The 18757-nt window shown below is 35.8% G+C and carries 16 protein-coding genes, 1 pseudogene and 1 other annotated feature; of the genes and pseudogenes, 14 read left to right on the top strand and 3 right to left on the bottom strand.

Features of this window, described 5'->3' with window-relative positions; translation table 11 throughout:
- Positions 1-2: 2 nt before the first annotated feature.
- The 5 genes from UtA1_RS12975 to UtA1_RS12955 all read left to right on the top strand — a co-directional run bounded on the left by UtA1_RS12975 (position 3) and on the right by UtA1_RS12955 (position 7185).
- The gene (locus UtA1_RS12975) at positions 3-764 is read left to right on the top strand and encodes a TrmH family RNA methyltransferase (protein ID WP_096551457.1); all 762 of its coding nucleotides are present in this window, start codon (positions 3-5) and stop codon (positions 762-764) included.
- A gap of 147 nt (positions 765-911) precedes the next feature.
- Positions 912-1140 (top strand) — a binding site (T-box leader).
- Positions 1141-1262: 122 nt separating this feature from the next.
- Entirely contained in the window at positions 1263-2300 is a 1038-nt protein-coding gene (gene pheS, locus UtA1_RS12970) for a phenylalanine--tRNA ligase subunit alpha (protein ID WP_096551455.1), read from the top strand.
- 12 nt (positions 2301-2312) lie between these two features.
- The gene (pheT, locus tag UtA1_RS12965; protein WP_096551453.1) at positions 2313-4718 is read left to right on the top strand and encodes a phenylalanine--tRNA ligase subunit beta; all 2406 of its coding nucleotides are present in this window, start codon (positions 2313-2315) and stop codon (positions 4716-4718) included.
- Positions 4719-4869: 151 nt separating this feature from the next.
- A complete protein-coding gene (gene galU / locus UtA1_RS12960) occupies positions 4870-5760 on the top strand; it encodes a UTP--glucose-1-phosphate uridylyltransferase GalU (protein ID WP_016837176.1) in 891 nt (296 codons plus the stop codon).
- Positions 5761-5955: 195 nt separating this feature from the next.
- Positions 5956-7185: a glucose-6-phosphate isomerase gene (locus UtA1_RS12955; protein ID WP_408647343.1), complete on the top strand. Its 1230-nt coding sequence runs from the start codon at positions 5956-5958 to the stop codon at positions 7183-7185.
- Positions 7186-7191: 6 nt separating this feature from the next.
- Here the strand turns inward: UtA1_RS12955 and UtA1_RS12950 are convergent, their stop codons facing one another.
- Positions 7192-7653, bottom strand: a complete 462-nt coding sequence (locus UtA1_RS12950) for a hypothetical protein (RefSeq protein WP_126434509.1) — start codon at positions 7651-7653, stop codon at positions 7192-7194.
- 128 nt (positions 7654-7781) lie between these two features.
- Here UtA1_RS12950 and UtA1_RS12945 point away from each other — a divergent pair, with 128 nt between their 5' ends.
- Entirely contained in the window at positions 7782-8321 is a 540-nt protein-coding gene (locus tag UtA1_RS12945) for a hydrolase (RefSeq protein ID WP_016837179.1), read from the top strand.
- A 126-nt stretch (positions 8322-8447) separates the two neighbouring features.
- On the opposite strand, the gene UtA1_RS12940 is transcribed toward UtA1_RS12945, so the two are convergent.
- Positions 8448-8633 carry a hypothetical protein gene (locus UtA1_RS12940; RefSeq protein ID WP_016837180.1) on the bottom strand — a complete coding sequence of 62 codons (186 nt, stop codon included), beginning with the start codon at positions 8631-8633 and terminating at the stop codon, positions 8448-8450.
- Between the two features lie 313 nt (positions 8634-8946).
- On the opposite strand from UtA1_RS12940, the gene UtA1_RS12935 reads away from it, so the two are divergent.
- The 3 genes from UtA1_RS12935 to UtA1_RS12925 all read left to right on the top strand — a co-directional run bounded on the left by UtA1_RS12935 (position 8947) and on the right by UtA1_RS12925 (position 11784).
- Positions 8947-9162 (top strand): hypothetical protein, encoded by a 216-nt coding sequence (locus tag UtA1_RS12935; RefSeq protein ID WP_016837181.1) that lies wholly within the window; start codon positions 8947-8949, stop codon positions 9160-9162.
- A gap of 268 nt (positions 9163-9430) precedes the next feature.
- Positions 9431-10039 carry a SafA/ExsA family spore coat assembly protein gene (gene safA, locus UtA1_RS12930; protein WP_096551448.1) on the top strand — a complete coding sequence of 203 codons (609 nt, stop codon included), beginning with the start codon at positions 9431-9433 and terminating at the stop codon, positions 10037-10039.
- A gap of 242 nt (positions 10040-10281) precedes the next feature.
- Positions 10282-11784 carry an ATP-binding protein gene (locus UtA1_RS12925; RefSeq protein WP_096551446.1) on the top strand — a complete coding sequence of 501 codons (1503 nt, stop codon included), beginning with the start codon at positions 10282-10284 and terminating at the stop codon, positions 11782-11784.
- A 94-nt stretch (positions 11785-11878) separates the two neighbouring features.
- Here the strand turns inward: UtA1_RS12925 and rnhC are convergent, their stop codons facing one another.
- Positions 11879-12823 (bottom strand): ribonuclease HIII, encoded by a 945-nt coding sequence (rnhC, locus tag UtA1_RS12920; protein ID WP_096551444.1) that lies wholly within the window; start codon positions 12821-12823, stop codon positions 11879-11881.
- Between the two features lie 204 nt (positions 12824-13027).
- Between rnhC and zapA the strand changes: the two genes are divergently transcribed.
- The 5 genes and pseudogenes from zapA to UtA1_RS12895 all read left to right on the top strand — a co-directional run bounded on the left by zapA (position 13028) and on the right by UtA1_RS12895 (position 18453).
- Positions 13028-13288, top strand: a complete 261-nt coding sequence (gene zapA / locus UtA1_RS12915; RefSeq protein WP_016837185.1) for a cell division protein ZapA — start codon at positions 13028-13030, stop codon at positions 13286-13288.
- 5 nt (positions 13289-13293) lie between these two features.
- A complete protein-coding gene (locus UtA1_RS12910) occupies positions 13294-13839 on the top strand; it encodes a CvpA family protein (protein ID WP_096551442.1) in 546 nt (181 codons plus the stop codon).
- Positions 13840-13924: 85 nt separating this feature from the next.
- A pseudogene (gene polX / locus UtA1_RS12905) lies at positions 13925-15634 on the top strand (DNA polymerase/3'-5' exonuclease PolX).
- Positions 15635-15661: 27 nt separating this feature from the next.
- Positions 15662-18028 carry an endonuclease MutS2 gene (locus UtA1_RS12900; RefSeq protein WP_016837188.1) on the top strand — a complete coding sequence of 789 codons (2367 nt, stop codon included), beginning with the start codon at positions 15662-15664 and terminating at the stop codon, positions 18026-18028.
- A gap of 5 nt (positions 18029-18033) precedes the next feature.
- Positions 18034-18453, top strand: a complete 420-nt coding sequence (locus UtA1_RS12895; RefSeq protein ID WP_026018975.1) for a DUF350 domain-containing protein — start codon at positions 18034-18036, stop codon at positions 18451-18453.
- The last annotated feature ends 304 nt before the right edge of the window (positions 18454-18757 follow it).

Raw genomic sequence — 18757 nt, 5'->3', positions numbered from 1 at the left:
TAATGAAACGCATAGAATCGGCTCAAAACGCTTATGTGAAACATTGGAAAAAGCTAGTTACCAATAGGAAAGAGCGAGAAAAAACAGGAGAATTTATTGTCGAAGGATTTCATTTAGTAGAGGAAGCGCTAAAAAATAAGGAGCAAGTCATTCAAGTCATTGTACGCGAAGGGGTTGAAATTCCCCGTGAATGGTCATTGAATGATGTAAAGATAGTGGAAGTAACGAATTCCATTGCGAAGGACATTGCAGAAACAGAAACTTCACAAGGTATATTTGCACATTGCAAACAAGCAATGATTTCGGAAACTGAACAGGCATCATGGAAAAAATTATTGCTTATTGATGCAGTGCAAGACCCAGGAAATATCGGAACGATGATTCGTACAGCGGATGCTGCTGGAATCGATGCGGTTGTTTTAGGAAAAGGCTGTGCAGATATATATAATCCAAAGACATTGCGTTCGGCGCAAGGATCTCACTTCCATATTCCGGTAATTCGCGGAAATTTAATGGATTGGGTTGAAAAATTAAAAGAAAGAAACATTCCTTTGTATGGAACTGCTCTTGAAAATGCAGTTGATTATAGAGAATTACATAAGTCAGGAAGTTTCGCCTTAATTGTAGGAAATGAAGGTAGCGGTGTTCAAAAGGAATTGCTCGAGCAAACGACTCAAAACGTGATGATTCCGATTTTAGGACAAGCAGAATCGTTGAATGTGGCGGTTGCTACAGGGATTTTATTATATCATTTCATCGATTAACGAACTCTTACTTTTGCTTCTCGATTGAAGTAAAAGTAAGAGTTTTTCATTAAACGGATTGGATAATTATACAAGGTAGATACTTGAAACATAATCCAATTTATCGTAGAATAGTCTAAGATTTTTCCAATCATATGTGAATAAAGTGGAAATGCGTTGGAGCGGGAAGAGTAAATATTCAAACACTGCATTTCAGGGAGCATAAGCCATGACTGGAAGCTTATGTATGCAGCGAATATTGAAGTTCACCCCGCGAGCAGCATCCAGGACCAGAGTAAAGCTCTGTAAAGGATTGCCGGAGAATGCCGTTATGTCAATGAAGTGATTGCATTTTGCAATAACTAGGGTGGTACCGCGAATGTTCCTCGTCCCTTGAATTGGGGCGAGGTTTTTTTTTTGATTTGTAACATGTGAGTATGTCACAAAAAATGTAAATTTTGTAACAAATAATGGTAATTATTCAAACAAAAAATATTTTTCATTTAAGGAGGTTACATGATGGAACAGCAACTAAAACAAATTGAGCAAGAAGCCATTGAGAAAATTGCTGCATGCATGAACTTAAAAGAACTGAATGATGTTCGTGTTCAATATTTAGGGAAAAAAGGGTCCATTACGGAAGTATTAAAAGGAATGGGGAAACTTTCTCCTGAAGAGCGTCCTAAAATGGGGGCTCTAGCCAATACAGTTCGTGAAAAAGTAACTGAAGCGTTGGAGCAACGTGTCAAAGTATTAGAAGAACAACAAATTCAAGAACAACTAGAAAAGGAATCCGTCGATGTAACACTTCCTGGACGTAAAGTGCGCCTTGGCAACAGACATCCTTTAACGCGTGTTGTTGAAGAATTGGAAGATTTATTCATCTCCATGGGATATGAAATTGCAGAAGGTCCAGAAGTGGAAATGGATTATTATAACTTTGAAGCATTGAATTTGCCAAAAGGGCATCCTGCTCGCGACATGCAAGATACTTTCTACATTACGGAAGAAACGTTATTACGTACGCATACATCGCCGGTGCAAGCTAGAACAATGCTTGCGAAAAAAGGCAAACCGTTCCGTATTATTTGCCCGGGAAAAGTGTATCGTCGTGACACAGACGATGCTACTCACTCACACCAATTTATGCAAATTGAAGGGCTCGTGGTAGGAGAAAACATTCGTATGAGCGACCTAAAAGGTACGTTAGATAAACTCGCGAAAAAAATGTTTGGTGAAGATCGAGAAATTCGTCTCCGCCCAAGTTTCTTCCCGTTCACAGAACCATCTGTTGAAATGGATATTTCTTGTTTCCGCTGTGGAGGAAATGGCTGTAACGTATGTAAACATACAGGATGGATTGAAATACTAGGTGCCGGCATGGTGCATCCTAACGTACTGAAAATGGGTGGATATGATCCGAAAAGATTCTCTGGTTTTGCCTTTGGTATCGGTGTAGAACGTATTGCGATGTTGAAATATGGTGTGGAAGATATTCGAAACTTCTATATCGATGACATTCGATTCTTATCACAATTCCGACGTACAGAAGGGTAAGGGGGTATTAATATGTTAGTTTCATTAAATTGGTTGCAAGAATATGTAGATACACAAGGGCTGTCACCTGAAGATTTAGCAGAAAAAATTACTCGTGCTGGAATTGAAGTCGATTCCGTCATCGATCGATCTCAAGGAATGACGAATATCGTTGTTGGTCATGTCGTATCAAAGGAGAAGCATCCAGATGCAGATAAATTAAGCATTTGCCAAGTAGATGTAGGTACGGATGTAAGACAAATTATTTGTGGTGCACCGAATGTGGAAGCCGGCCAAAAAGTAATCGTTGCATTACCTGGTGCAAAACTTCCGGGTGGAATCAAAATTAAAAAAGCGAAAATGCGCGGTCAAGAATCGAATGGAATGATTTGTTCATTGCAAGAACTTGGAATTGAAGGGCGCGTTGTACCAAAAGCATATTCTGAAGGAATATACGTTTTACCGGAAGATGCAGTTCCTGGCAGCGATGCTTTAGAATTAATCGGTTTACGAGATTCTGTATTGGAGCTTGGTTTAACTCCTAACCGTTCCGATGCACTTTCAATGTTAGGTGTAGCCTATGAAGTGGGAGCAATTTTATCGCAAGATGTCAAATTACCAGAAATTCAATATGAAACTTCAAACGAAAAAGCGGAAGATTACATTAAAGTTAAAGTAGAAGCTACTAAAGAAAATCCATTATACGCTGCAAAAGTCATTAAAAATGTAAAAGTGGCAGAATCGCCATTATGGTTACAGCATTATTTAATGGCGGCGGGCATTCGTCCACACAATAACGTAGTCGATATTACGAACTATGTATTGTTAGAATATGGTCAACCGCTTCATGCCTTTGATTACGATTCACTAGGCACAGGTGAAATCGTTGTTCGATTAGCGAATAAAGGCGAAAAAATTGTTACTTTAGACGATCAAGAGCGCACGTTACAGAGTCATCATTTAGTCATTACAAATGGAAAAGAACCTGTTGCTGTCGCAGGGGTAATGGGTGGTGCCAATTCGGAAGTAACAGAAAACACAACAACGGTTGTACTTGAATCAGCTTATTTTGTTGGTCATTCAGTTCGTCAAACTTCAAAAGATTTAGGATTGCGTTCCGACTCATCAGTTCGTTTTGAAAAAGGTGTCGATCCAAATCGAGTTTTAGAAGCTCAAGAACGAGCTGCACAACTTCTTAGTGAATTAGCTGGTGGAGAAGTATTAGAAGGTACCGTATTAGTTGATGAGCTTGATAAAACACCAGCGCGAATTGTAATTTCACCAGATGAAATTAATGCAAAATTAGGAATGAAAATCTCCCTAGAAGATATGATTTCCATCTTACAACGCTTAAAATTTGAGGTGGAAGCAGCACGAGGTTTATTAATCATTGATGTGCCAACTCGTCGACAAGACATTAAAATAGAGGAAGACATCATTGAAGAAATCGCAAGACTTTATGGTTACGATGAAATTCCAATGACATTGCCAGAAGGTAAAATGCATATTGGTGGCTTAACTCCGTATCAAGAAAAGCGCCGCATTGTGCGCAATTTCTTAGAAGGAGCTGGATTGTATCAAGCAATCACCTACTCATTAACTTCTGCTGAATTGTCTCAAAAATTTGCACTGAAAAAAGAAGAAACAACGAAATTGTTAATGCCGATGAGTGAAGACCGTTCAACTTTACGTCAAAGTTTAATCCCTCACTTATTGCAAGCTGCAAGTTATAACTTGGCGCGTCAAGCGGATTCTGCTAGTTTGTATGAGATTGGGTCTGTATTCCTCGGGAAGACGGAGGAAGGTTTACCATTTGAAGAAGAGCATGTTGCCTTTGTCATAACTGGCAAATGGGTAGACGATGCTTGGTTAGGGGATAAACGCAATGTAGATTTCTTCGCAGCAAAAGGCATTGTAGAGGGATTGCTTGAAAAACTAGGATTAACTGAACGAGTTACTTTTGAGAAAGCAGCAATGGACGGATTACATCCTGGCCAAACAGCAAATATATTACTTGATGGAGAACGTATTGGAGTAATTGGTGGTCTTCATCCATCAGAACGAAAAGAGTGGGATTTAAAAGATACGTATGTAGCGGAATTAAATTTACATGCTCTGTTGCGCACTGATGCAAAAGGAGTAGAATACGAACCGGTTCCACGCTTCCCACTTGTTACACGAGATATTGCCATTGAAGTAGATCGCTCTGTACCTGCTGGAGAACTTGAATCTATCATTCGTACATCAGGTACGAAATTATTAAAAGCTGTAAAAGTATTTGATGTATATGAAGGAGAAAATATCGATGCCAATAAAAAATCAGTAGCCTTCACATTAACATACTTTGATCCTGAAAGAACATTAACAGATGAAGAAGTAACAAATGCACATGAAAAAGTATTGAAAGCATTAAAAGAAGCTGGTGCTATAATTCGTTAAAGGTTTTAAAATTTATATATTTAAAGTAAGGCTGGATTTAGATTCCAGCCTATTTTTATCTCATCATTGCTCTTTGTGTTTAGTATGAGTGGAATGGGAAAATATTGTATAATTTTCTTGATGTAAACCAATGGATGAGGAGTGAAATTGCTTGAAAAAAATTAGAAAAGCCATCATCCCAGCTGCAGGTTTAGGAACACGATTTTTACCTGTAACGAAAGCCATGCCGAAAGAAATGTTACCGATTGTAGATAAACCAACCATTCAATATATTGTTGAAGAAGCGATTGCTTCGGGAATTGAAGATATTATCATCGTTACCGGAAAAGGAAAACGGGCGATTGAAGACCATTTTGATCACGCCTTTGAACTGGAGGCAAATTTAATTGAAAAAAAGAAGTACGATTTGTTAGAAAAAGTACGTGTATCATCGGATATTGATATTCATTATATCCGCCAAAAACAACCTCTAGGCCTTGGACATGCCATTTGGTGTGCCCGTAAATTTATTGGTAATGAACCTTTTGCTGTGTTGCTCGGAGATGACATCGTTCAAAGTGATGTTCCTTGTTTAAAACAATTAATCAATCAATATGAAAAAACCTTTTCTAGCGTAATTGGCGTTATGGAAGTACCTGATAGCGAAATCCATCGTTATGGTGTGATTGATCCAATTTCCACCGATTCACCGTTAATGCAAGTGAAAATGTTCGTAGAAAAACCAACAAAAGAAGAAGCACCTTCCAACTTTGCGATTATAGGACGTTACATTTTAACACCCGAAATTTTCCGCTACTTAGAACAAAAGAAAATGGGGAAAGGCGGAGAAATTCAATTAACAGATGCTATTGAGGAATTGAATACGATTCAACGTGTGTTTGCATATCGCTTTGAAGGAAAACGATATGATGTCGGCAATCAAATGGGATTCATTGAAACGACAATTGATTTTGCGTTGCAGCGTGAAGATTTGCGAGAAGAAGTAAAACGTTTCATTATCGATAAAGCGCAACAATTATCAATACAAACACGTTCCCATTAATGAAATGCTAAATGAAATAATAAATTATAAGTAGTGATTATGTTTAATTGATAATAGAGTTTTGTAAATCACGATGAAAAAATTTCAAGATTCTATAAGAATATTTAAAGTAAAAAAATAAGAAATGAGGCAATTCCATTGACAACTCATTCTGTTCAAACAACATTATTGAATTGTTTATTCGATTATCAAGATATGGAAGCATATAAAGATCGAGTTAAACAAATTCACTTTGAATTAGAAAATTCAAAGGATATGACTGGTTGGATTAATTATCCATTAATGGACCATAAGGCGTTATTTAATGAAATTGAGGATTTGAAAAGTGAAATATGCATAAATGCGGATGTGTATGTTGTAATTGGTATTGGTGGTTCATTTTTAGGAGCCCGTGCCGTTCAAGAAGCATTATCTCCTTATTTTGGTGTTCTCAAAGAGGGCATTGAGGTTATATACGTTGGTCATCATATGAGCGGGGCTTATTTAGAGCAATTAATTCATTATTTAGATGATAAAGAAATTTATATCAACGTCATTTCAAAATCTGGAAGCACGATGGAGACAGCTTTAGCATTCCGCGTGCTAAGACAGTATATGGAAAAACGCTATGGTGAAAATGCAGTTAATCGGATTATAGTAACAACAGACCCTGAAAGAGGAATTTTGAAAAATATAGCAGAAAAGGAAGGGTATAAACAGTTCGCTATCCCTTCGAATATAGGGGGCAGGTATTCAGTATTAACGCCAGTGGGGCTATTGCCACTCGCTGTATCTGGAATAGATATTCGATCTTTCATGGATGGTGCAAAAAATGCAGCTTTGGAATTAAAAGCGGTAGATTTAATGCGTAATCATGCATACCAATACGCAGTTATAAGAAATATCTTATATAACGAAGGGTACAGTGTGGAAATGCTAGCATCCTTTGAACCTTCATTAAAGAAGTTTCACGAATGGTGGATGCAGTTATTTGGTGAAAGTGAAGGCAAAGAAAGAAAAGGTCTATTTCCTACATGTGTTACGTTCTCCACTGATTTGCATGCAATCGGACAATTTATTCAAGAAGGAAGCCCCATTTTGTTTGAAACGCTTCTCCATTTCCATGAAATCGACGGGGATTATGACGTACCATATGATAGTCGAAATGAAGATGGATTAAATTATTTAGCAGGCCGCTCCTTTAACGAAATCAATGCAACTTCAAAACAAGGCACAGCCCTCGCCCATGCAGAAGGTGGAGTGCCAGTTATTCAACTAGAAATGCAAAAGCTTGATGCCTATCATCTAGGCTATTTAATCTACTTCTTTATGAAAGCATGTGCCATGAGTGCGAAGTTACTGGAAGTAAATCCTTTCGACCAACCTGGAGTGGAAGCGTATAAAAAGAAAATGCTTAAACTGTTAAAAAATGAACCATTAAAATGAATAATATTATTCTACATTGGATTCTTCTATATTTTCAATTGGTTTTGGTTTCATAACACCATAAAAAGCTCCAAGTATACCACTAATTGTATGGATTAATCCGAATGTATAGATATTAAAAAAGACTAGATTTTTCGAATTGTTAAATTCAGAGAAGTCTCCTTCTATTGATTGCACAGATGAAAAATACACAAATAATCCAAGAAGCAATATTCCACCGGCAATGCCTATAAATTTTTCTATTCTTTTTGCAGAGCTTGTTACAGTTAAGAAATAGCGAAAAGTGGTAATTAAACTCAATATAATAAAAGGGAATAAGAAAATGATGCCAATGAATCCTAAATTACCAGTTGCTCCTTTCGGTTGCACCTCATACAATTGACTAACGAGTACAAAACCGAAAAAGGAAATGGCGATACTTATAAGCCAGCTTAAACGAATCACATACATCATCCATTTCTTTTGCATTATTTTAAGGCTACTAGTATTATAACCTATCTTAAAAACATGTTCTTATTGAAAGAAAATTTATATACAAGGAAATACCAATATTTTGTAGAATTAAATAAAAGGAAGATTGAAGGGGGATGAGGAGTTTGTTGACGAAACAAGATACTGTACTTGTATTGATTGATATTCAAGGAAAACTTGCACGCATCGTGGACAACAGTGAATTTGTGATTCAAAATATCGCCAATATGGTACAAGGTGCTAAAGTGTTAGGTTTGCCTATTTTATGGCTTGAGCAGTATCCGAAAGGTTTAGGGCCAACTGTAGAAGAAATTTCACAGCATTTAGCAGATGAGAAACCAATTGAAAAGATTACGTTCAGCGCATATGATACACCGGAATTTGTCGCTGCACTTGAAGCAACAGGTCGTAAAAAAGTGTTAATTGCCGGTATTGAGACGCATATTTGTGTGTACCAAACGACAGCTCACTTGCTCCAAAATGGTTATGAAGTCGAAGTGTTAGCGGATTGCGTTTCTTCTCGTACAGCTTTAAATACACAAATAGGTTTAGAAAAAATGAAACAATGTGGAGCAAAAATAACGAGTGTTGAAATGGCATTGTTCGAAATGCAACAAATTGCTCGTGGAGATGAATTTAAAGCTATTAGTAAGATTATTAAATGATGATTGAGTGGTTGAAAATAAAAAATTATCATCCGATTTGGATGATAATTTTTTATTTTGAGGTATACCGTATTGTCTTTATTTATAGTCATATTATTGAATGCAGGAGGTTGTTTGTTTCATTTGTTATTCGTTATCCAAAAATTGATCATGTCGTTCACGGATTGATGGATTTTCTTTCTTTTTTGGAATATGAAATTCTTCTTCCATTCCAAATTCTTCGAGACTTGCTCCATTACTTCCCACAGATTGTTTGCCGCGTACAAAATCAAAATGGCGTCTATTGTTTTCTAAATCCATTCGATGATCCATTGTAGAACTCTCCTTTCGTTTTTAATATGAGCATTTTCAACGATGTTATGCATCTCAAAGTTTGTCATAAATTCCTCACAAGCGGAGTTTTAGGTGCACGTGTGTGAATGCTAAATGTACAAGATTGTGTATTAACCACACCAGTTTCACGAGTTAAGCTGGCAATCTCACAAACTGTATTAACTTAACTAATATATATCCATAATTATTTTTAATAAAATAATTTCATATTATTAATGAATAACTTATAGTGAGTAACAATATATTTTAAAGTGTGGATAGATTAATATGTGAAGTTTAGGAGGAAGGAACATTGTCAATTAATAAAGGGCAATTGATTGAGTTAATAGAAAATTTACCAAAGTCAGCACATATTACAACGTACTACTATTTAAAAGATTTAACGAAAAGTAGATTTGTACAATATGAAATAGAAGTTGAAGATTACTCATTCATCAATGAGCAAAATAAACAAATAGAAACGTACTGGATCGATGCTTTTATGGAGTATCATTTAGACTCGAAATAAAATAGCCTCCTATTTATAATCAAATAATTACCAATTCATAAAGAGATTGGTTGTTTCTAATATAAAAATATCTAGTAATTTATTCCTATTTCAAAAATATTTCAATAATTTTACGAGATAAAAAAGAAGAAACTTATTCTATCAAAGGGTTGGTAGATTAATATTTCAACGTAACAAAACTGTAAAAATCCTTCCAAAAATTTTGTGATGAATTCATCAATCATTCCTTTTATGATGAATTTACATCAAGAAGGAAGGATTGAAGGAAATGTACAAAAAATTAAAAAGAGGTGCAGGAGCACTTGTACTATCAATTGGATTATTAGTACCGGCAACGGCTTTAGCTGCAGGAACGTATACGGTTGTTTCAGGAGATTCGCTTTGGAAAATTGCTGTAAAAACACAAACAGGTGTACAAGAATTAATTAATGCGAATCCACAGTTAAAAAACCCTAATTTAATATACCCTGGTCAAAAAATTAATATCCCTGAAAAAGAAGGGTTGGCTTACGAAGAAGAAGTAGTACGACTTGTGAATGTTGAGCGTGCAAAAGCAGGTCTACCAGCATTAAAATCTGATTGGGAACTTGCTAGAGTTGCAAAACATAAATCTCAAGATATGCACGATAAAAAATATTTTGATCATACAAGTCCAACGTATGGTTCACCTTTTACCATGATGAAAAACTACGGAATCCAATATAAATCTGCGGGTGAAAATATTGCGATGGGTCAAAGCACACCAGAACAAGTGGTGAAAGCTTGGATGAACTCATCTGGCCATCGTGCAAACATCTTAAACAAAAACTTCACTCACATCGGTGTTGGTTACGTGAAGGATGGCCATTACTGGACACAAATGTTTATTCAAAAATAATGATAAAAGAGGCGCCTAAAAAGTCATTTTTAGGCGCTTTTCTTTACGTTTGCCGCTCACGCTTCATCGCAGATAGAGGTGCGTTTCATATGACCGTCGCAGAGAAATATAATACTAGAGCCTTACTAGAATGTGCAAACTTATTAGTCGGGCTTTTTATCATCAATACCATATTTTGCTTTCAAAGTAGTAATTTTATATAATTCACTTTAAAGTAGCTTTTTCATAAAGGGGATATTATTGTGAAGCCGATCAATTTATTTTCTTTGCTGAATGCAAAAGAAGATTTATATGAAACGAATTTTATACAATATCTGGAGCAGTTCGGAATCAACCCAAGAATCCGAACGAGTGAATTTTATGATTTACATGCTTTCGTTGAAGAGTTGAGAAAGAAATCTAAAGTTATACATATTTACAATGGTTATTACGTCGGCTATATGATTAAGCAAATCGGAAAGGAATTTGATTTATTAAGAATTGGGAAAGACTGTGTCATCAATATTGAATTGAAGCGGGAAGGAAATGTAGAAAAGATAACGAAACAGCTTGTACAAAACCGTCATTATTTAAAATTTCTAGATGTAGATGTATACAATTTTACCTATGTTTCATCAATCAACAGATTATATAAGTTAAACGAAAACAATCAAATTGAAGAAGTTGATTTTCACTTTTTAATTGATAAATTAATACAACAACAAATACAAGTCATAGAAAATTTAGATGATTTATTTGATCCGTCGAATTACTTAGTATCCCCATTTAATTCAACAGAAGCATTTATGGAAGATAAATATTTTTTAAGTGCCCAACAAAGTACATATAAACGAGAAATCATTCATGCCAAGCCGACGAATCAATCAAAAATATTTGCGATTGAAGGTGGCCCTGGTACAGGAAAATCCTTACTCACTTATGACATTGCGAAAGAGTATATTCGACAATCGAAAAATGTCATCATTTTTAACTGCGGACGATTAAATGGAGGACATTTGAAGCTAATTGAGGAATACAAATGGCCAATTGTGCCAATTAATAAGTTTCAAAAGGTCATACATAAAGAAACGGATTTATCAAAATATGACTTAATTATTTTCGATGAAGTACAGCGTTTATATATTCATAAATTACAGAGCTTCATTGATCTCTTAGAAAAATCAAAAACGAAATGTATATTCTCGTACGACCCTAATCAAGTATTAACAACTGTTGAAATGAGAAATAAAGTACCAAAAATCATCGAGACGACATTGAAACCTGTGAAGTATGAGTTAACAGAAGTTGTTCGATATAATAAAGAAATCCATTCATTTATTAAGAAGTTGTTTGATCTATCGACGGAAGTGCCTGTACAACAATATTCCAATGTGAGTATTCAATATTTCTCATCCATTCAAGCGACAAAGAGTTACCTATGTTTTTTACAGCAAGCTGGTTGGAAAGTGATTGATTTCACCCCTTCAAGGTTTATTGATCGCTCCAACAATCAAAACAATCCATTAGCAGTAACAACCGCTGACGTAATCGGGCAAGAATTCGATTATGTTGTAGCAGTAATTGATGATTCCTTTTACTATAAACCGAATCATAAATTAGCAGCCAAAATGAATTTCAAGAAGCCGTATTATCAACCGACGAAAATGCTTTATCAAAACATTAGCAGAGCGAGGAAAAAACTGCATGTAGTTGTTGTCAATAACTTAATTGTAATGGATAAAATTTTAAAGATTTTAAATGGTTAATATCACCCTATTTCTTACCAATTTGTACTTAGATGATTGGAATGAATAGCAATATAAAATGGTCGATTCCACAATCGACCATTTTGAATGTTAGTCATCTACTTGCGAAGTTTTCATAAATCCTTTTGGCTTTTTTAGTGTTCGCAAAATGCCATTTTGCGATAGAACGGAGAACATTTTCACCTTGCTGCAACAAAATTTTTGCTGCCATTTCATCGACCAAATGACTAGCGCCTTTTTGAAGGGGAAACCCAACAATGTCAGATAGGCGATCCATTTCGATTAAAAAAGCATAACGCGCTATGATGGAGGCGGCTGCAACAGCGATATGTTGCTGTTCAGCTTTTGTCGAAAAAAGAACGTTTTCGCGAATGATTTCTTTTTCATTTTGAATATATTGATAGTACGTGTCTCTTTCTGCAAATTGATCAATTAATATATAATCCGGTTTTTCCGGTGAAATTTTATGGAGCACATGTTTTAAAGCTTGATTGTGCAGCATGGCTTTCATTTTTCCTTGAGTTAAGCCGCGGCTTTGCAAATCGTTATACTTGTCATTGCGTAATGTTAAAAGGCTATGAACACAAGTTGCAATTAAATGAGGTGCAATTTCTCGGATTGCTTGATCGTTTAGTTGTTTAGAATCTTTTACTCCCAGTTCTGTTACTAGTTCAATTTTGTCATTTGGTACGTAGACAGCAGCGACTGTAATTGGACCGAAATAGTCTCCAGTTCCTGTTTCATCAGATCCAATAACAGACAATTTTGAAAAGTTTTCCGGAAGTGTATCTCCTATTGAGTTTATGTTTTGTTGATTGTTTTCATCAGTTAGAGCGAATTCGTTCAATCGGCTAGCTTCCCGTTGAGCTCCTAAACCCTGAAACATTACTTTTCCAGAACTGTATACGGTGATGGTTACATCGGGGAGTTTTGCTGCAAATACGACACCAGGTGCATTACGTTCTACCTTATGTTTTAAGTAATACGTTTCTATTTCATTGAGTTGTTGTGGTAATAATTTTAAGACGATATTGTTCATGATACGACCCTTTCTCCCAAGAAAGATTTAAATTGATTTTACCAAAAGGAGATTGAGAATGAAATTCTACAATATCCCTTTTAACTCTAGGTTGTATGACAACGAATAAAGATGATATGATAAACTTATTGATTCTAATAAAACATGAATATATGTAATCAACAGCTCCTATGAAAAATTATCGAGCTTCTAGGAGGTGCCCACTTGGCTGAGCAAGAGAAAAATAAAATAGAAGTCGAAATATATGGCCATACTTATAAATTAGTAGGTAATGAATCCATTGGTCATTTGCGATTAGTCGCTTCTATCGTAGATGATAAAATGAGGGAAATTAAATTACATAATCAATCTCTCGATACGACTCAACTAGCTGTGTTAACCGCAGTGAACAGTGTTCATGAGTTTTTAAAGCTCAAAGAAGAAGTTGAGAGATTAGAAGAAGAATTGAAAAAACTGAAGGGTTGAACTGCATGTTAGATATCATATTGCTTTTTGTTTTTGCTGCTAGTTTATTAATAGGAATGAAGCGCGGTTTTATCATGCAAGCAATTAATCTTGTTGGTTTTCTTGTTGCGTTAATCGTGGCTTACATTTACTATAAACCGCTAGCAGAAAAAATTGTGTTATGGATTCCATATCCGGGGTTGCAGCCGGACTCTTCTCTTACATTAGCGTTGGATGCATTGGATGTAGATAAAACATTTTATCGTATTATTGCTTTTGCGGTAATCTTCTTTGTTGTTAAACTTGCCGTGCAAATTGTTGCTTCGGTATTTGATTTTTTAACATTTTTACCAGTATTAAAATCTTTTAATCGCATTTTAGGGGCATTACTATGCTTCGTGGAATTTTATTTTATACTTTTTATTTTATTATATGTTTTCGCATTATTACCAATTGATGCTATTCAAAAACTCATGGGAAGTTCGTTTATTGCCAATTTCATGCTTGAACATACCCCAATCGTAACTCAATTATTCCAAAAACTATGGTATATTTATTTAGAAAATCAATAAACAACGAAATGATTGTCAAAAGTATCTTCCATCAACACAGCGGAGATACTTTTTTGCGGTTTAAAATAGAAAAAGGGTGGGACAGTTGAATAAAAAAATTGTCATTCGTACATTGGAAAAAATTGCGTTGTATTTGGAGCTTAAAGGAGAAAATCCGTTTAAAGTATCCGCCTTTCGAAAAGCGGCGAATGCATTAGAGTTGGATGAACGAAGTCTTGAAGAAATTGATGATTTTACGAAAATTAAAGGGATTGGGAAAAGCACGGGAGCAGTCATTGAAGAGCTGATTCAAACGGGAGAGTCCCAGCAATTAATCGAATTAGAAAAACAAATACCGAAAGGCTTAATCCCTCTATTAAAATTACCTGGCCTTGGCGGTAAAAAACTTGCAAAGCTATACCAGGAACTTGGAGTGGATAGTCGAGAAGCATTGAAGGAAGCTTGTGAATCCAAAAAGGTACGATCATTGCCTGGGTTTGGACCGAAAACGGAAGAGAAAATTTTGAAGGAACTTGAACAATTTGGAGAACGAACAGGAAGACTTCCTATTTGGTATCTTGAATCGGTTGTGAGAGAAATAAATCAACTACTTGCATCCATTGAAGAAATTGAACGATATTCTGTTGCCGGGAGTTTCCGTCGGGTAAATGAAACGAGCAAAGATTTGGATTTTGTCATTGCCACAAAAAGTCCTGAAAAAGTTAGGGAACAGCTTTTAAGTGAATTAACAATAAAAGAAATTGTTAGCAGCGGAGACACAAAAGTGTCTATCATATTGGATTTGGATGAGTTTGTCAATGTTGATTTTCGATTAGTGGCAAATGAAGAATTTATCACAACACTTCATCACTTTACCGGTTCAAAAAATCATAATGTTCGCATGCGTCAATTAGCAAAAGAACAAGGGAAGAAAATTAGCGAATATGGTGTGGAACAACCAGATGGACAAATCCTTACATTCCATTCGGAAAAAGAGTTTTTCGCTCATTTTGGACTTCCTTACATTCCGCCCGCTGTTCGCGAAACGGGACAAGAATTGGATCGGTTAAATGAAATTAAAGAATTGGTTACAATAGAAGATATTAAGGCTGATTTACACATGCACACCACTTATTCTGACGGTGCTCATTCCGTAGCAGAAATGGGAGAAGCGCTTATTTCAAAAGGCTATCATTTTGGAGTGATAACAGACCATTCTCAATATTTGAAAGTAGCGAATGGTTTAACACCGGAGAGGCTAAAAAAACAGCGTGAAGAAATTGAAGCTTTTAATGAAGCTCACCCTGATTTTACTTTATTTTCGGGAACAGAAATGGATATTTTGCCTGATGGTTCCCTCGATTATGATGATGACGTATTAAAAAATCTGGATTTTGTGATCGCCTCCATTCATTCAAGTTTTTCTCAACCTCAAGAAAAAATTATGGAACGATTATTTGCGGCGATTCAACATCCCTACGTTCATATGATTGCACATCCAACTGGTCGAATTATTGGTGAACGTGAAGGATATAATCCTAACGTTGAACAATTAATTCATTGGGCGAAAGAGTATGGGAAAATTTTGGAATTGAATGCTAGCCCATACCGATTAGATCTATGTATAGAACATTTGAAACTAGCGATGGAACTTGGTGTTCCTATTGCAATCAATACAGATGCCCATGCGATTGAACAACTTGATTATATGGAAATCGGTACAAAATATGCGCAAAAAGCGTAGTTGAAAAAAGAACTAGTTGTCAATACATGGAGCGTTGAACAGTTCAAAAATTTTATTCGGAAAAATAAGTAAACATATGTACAGACAGGAGTGTTCAGAGTGATTGCTGAACGAGCATTAAAAACCCTTGAATTCGATAAAGTGCGTGAGCAAGTGTCAGACTTTTGTACATCTTCCTTAGGGAAGCAACAAATAGAGCAGCTTGTGCCAGAGCCAAACTTTGAAAAGGTTGTTGAACTTTTAGAAGAAATGGATGAGGGACTAGCCATCCTACGGGTAAAAGGACATGTGCCAATGGGAGGTATTTTTGATATTCGTCCACATACAAAGCGGGCACAAATAGGCGGTATGCTAAGTGCAATGGAATTGATGGAAATTTCAAGTACTATTAGAGCAAGTCGAATTTTAAGAAATTTTATTGAAGATATCGAAAATGATGAAGAAATTCAAATACCACATTTTATTGAAAGAAAAAATAATATGCCGATTTTAACAGCGGTACAGCATGAAATTGATCATTGCATTGATGAAAATGGAACGGTGTTGGATTCCGCTAGCGTGGAATTACGGTCAATAAGACAACAACTGCGCTCAGAAGAAGCGAAAGTGAGACAAAAACTTGATAGTTTAACGAGAGGCCCTAACGCAGCAAAAATGCTTTCGGATACTATCGTAACAATTCGAAATGACCGTTATGTTATCCCGGTAAAACAGGAATATCGAAGCTACTACGGCGGGATTGTTCATGATCAATCTTCTTCAGGGCAAACTTTATTTATTGAGCCGGAATCAGTTGTGCAAATCAATAATGAAATTCAACGTTTAAAGGTTCGTGAAAAGGCTGAAATAGAGAAGATTTTACTTGCCCTTACGGAAAAAGTCCAAGAAGTAGCGAACGATTTATTTGAACTAGTTAAAATACTAGCGGATATCGATGTCATATTAGCGAAGGCGAAATACGGTGTGGCACAAAAATGCTCAAAGCCAAGCGTGAACAATGAAGGATATATTCGTCTAATACAAGCAAGACATCCCCTAATCCCAATGGATGTAGCGGTGCCGAATACGATTGAATTTGGTCGAGAATATACAGCAATTGTGATTACTGGGCCAAACACAGGGGGGAAAACCGTCACATTAAAAACGGTTGGATTGTGCACCTTAATGGCACAAGCGGGAATACCAATACCTGCATTAGACGGATCAGAGCTTTCCGTTTTCAGTCAAGTATTTGCGGATATTGGTGATGAGCAATCCATCGAACAATCGCTATCCACTTTCTCATCCCATATGGTGAACATTGTCGATATATTAAAACACTTTGATGAAAACTCGTTAATTTTGTTTGATGAACTTGGGGCAGGTACCGATCCGCAAGAGGGGGCGGCACTTGCGATATCAATTTTAGATGAAGTAGTGGATAAAGGGGCGCGCGTTATGGCTACAACCCATTATCCTGAATTAAAAGCATATGCGTATAACCGAAAAGGAGTTATCAATGCAAGTGTTGAATTTGATATTGAAACCCTTAGTCCTACTTATCGATTATTAATAGGCGTTCCGGGACGATCCAATGCATTTGAAATTTCGAAGCGTCTCGGCTTAAAAGATTCCATCATTAATCAAGCGAAATCTTATACAGGTACTGACCGTCGAGAAGTAGAGTCGATGATTGCTTCATTAGAAGAAAGCAGACGCCGCGCTGAACAGGAAGTAGAGGAAGCGCATGAAATTTTAGAAGAAGCACAACAATTGCATGCGCAGTTAGAAGAAAAATTGAGTGCATTTAACGAAAAGAAAGAAAGCCTTGAACAAAAAGCGAAGGAAGAAGCGCGGAAAATTATTGAGGATGCGAAAAAAGAAGCAGAACATATCATTAAAGAATTACGTGAAATGCAGCAAAATGCTAATCAAGTTATTAAAGACCATGAAATCATCGAAGCGAAAAAGCGTTTAGAAGACGCATTACCAGCAGAAAATCCAATTTTGAAAAAACAAGCGAAAATTCGTGAACGAGCACAAAACTTACAACCTGGTGATGAAGTAAAAGTATTAAGCTACGGTCAAAAAGGAACGCTAATTGAAAAAGTTTCCGATAATGAGTGGGTTGTGCAAATCGGTATATTAAAAATGAAAATGGATGAGTCAGACTTAGAATATGTGAAGCCAGAAAAAGAAAAACAAAGAATTACATTGACAACGGTGAAAAATCGCAATAGTCATGTTAAATTAGAATTAGACTTGCGAGGAGAACGGTTAGAAGATGCCATCATGAAAACAGAAAAATATCTTGATGATGCCCTACTTGCCAACTATAGCCGTGTAACAATTATTCATGGAAAAGGTACAGGGGCTTTACGCCAAGGAATTCAAGAATATTTGAAAAAACATAAACGAGTTCGTTCTTTCCGATATGGTGAAGCTGGTGAAGGTGGCTTAGGAGTAACTGTCGTTGAATTAAAATAAAGGGGATGGTGAATGTGGGTACAACTTTTTGGCAACATCCTTTAATAGAAACAGCAGGCTATTTTAGTGTTGTTGTATTATGTTTAATAGTTTCAATGGTCTTATTTGAAATGGTGACAAAATATAAAAATTGGGAAGAAATTAAAAAAGGAAATGTTGCCGTCGCCCTTGCTACTGGAGGAAAAATACTAGGTGTTTGCAATATATTCCGCTATTCCATTGAAAGGCATAATACTTTTTTTGAAATGATTGGTTGGGGGTTGTACGGGTTTATTTTGCTTATCATCGCATATTTTTTATATGAATTTTTAACCCCCCATTTCAATGTCGATCAGGAGATTGCAGCGGATAATCGTTCAGTTGGATTGATTTCATTCACCATTTCACTTGGACTTTCCTTCGTCATCGGTGCCAGCATCATTTAGGAGGTTCCAATGGACAAATTAGCAAAAGTGCTTATCGTTGTAGCTGTCTTATTTTTTATTATAGGATTTTATTATTTACTTTCACTATAATGGTTATTATTAAAATTTTAATACTAGTAGAAACGTTAACATGCGTTTCTACTAGTTTTTTTATTGTTACAAAGTTATTAATAGTTATATCAAAATAGTAAATAACCCTATTATTCGACATTTTTCGTCATAGAAAATAGTATTAAAATTATTGAATGAATAAGAAAAATTAAGAATTAAAGTAGAAAAAAATTATAATTCTAAAAAAATAGTT

The sequence above is a fragment of the Ureibacillus thermosphaericus genome, from assembly GCF_002370195.2.
Taxonomy (GTDB): Bacteria; Bacillota; Bacilli; order Bacillales_A; family Planococcaceae; genus Ureibacillus; species Ureibacillus thermosphaericus.
This window is presented reverse-complemented; position numbering and strand designations above follow the sequence as displayed.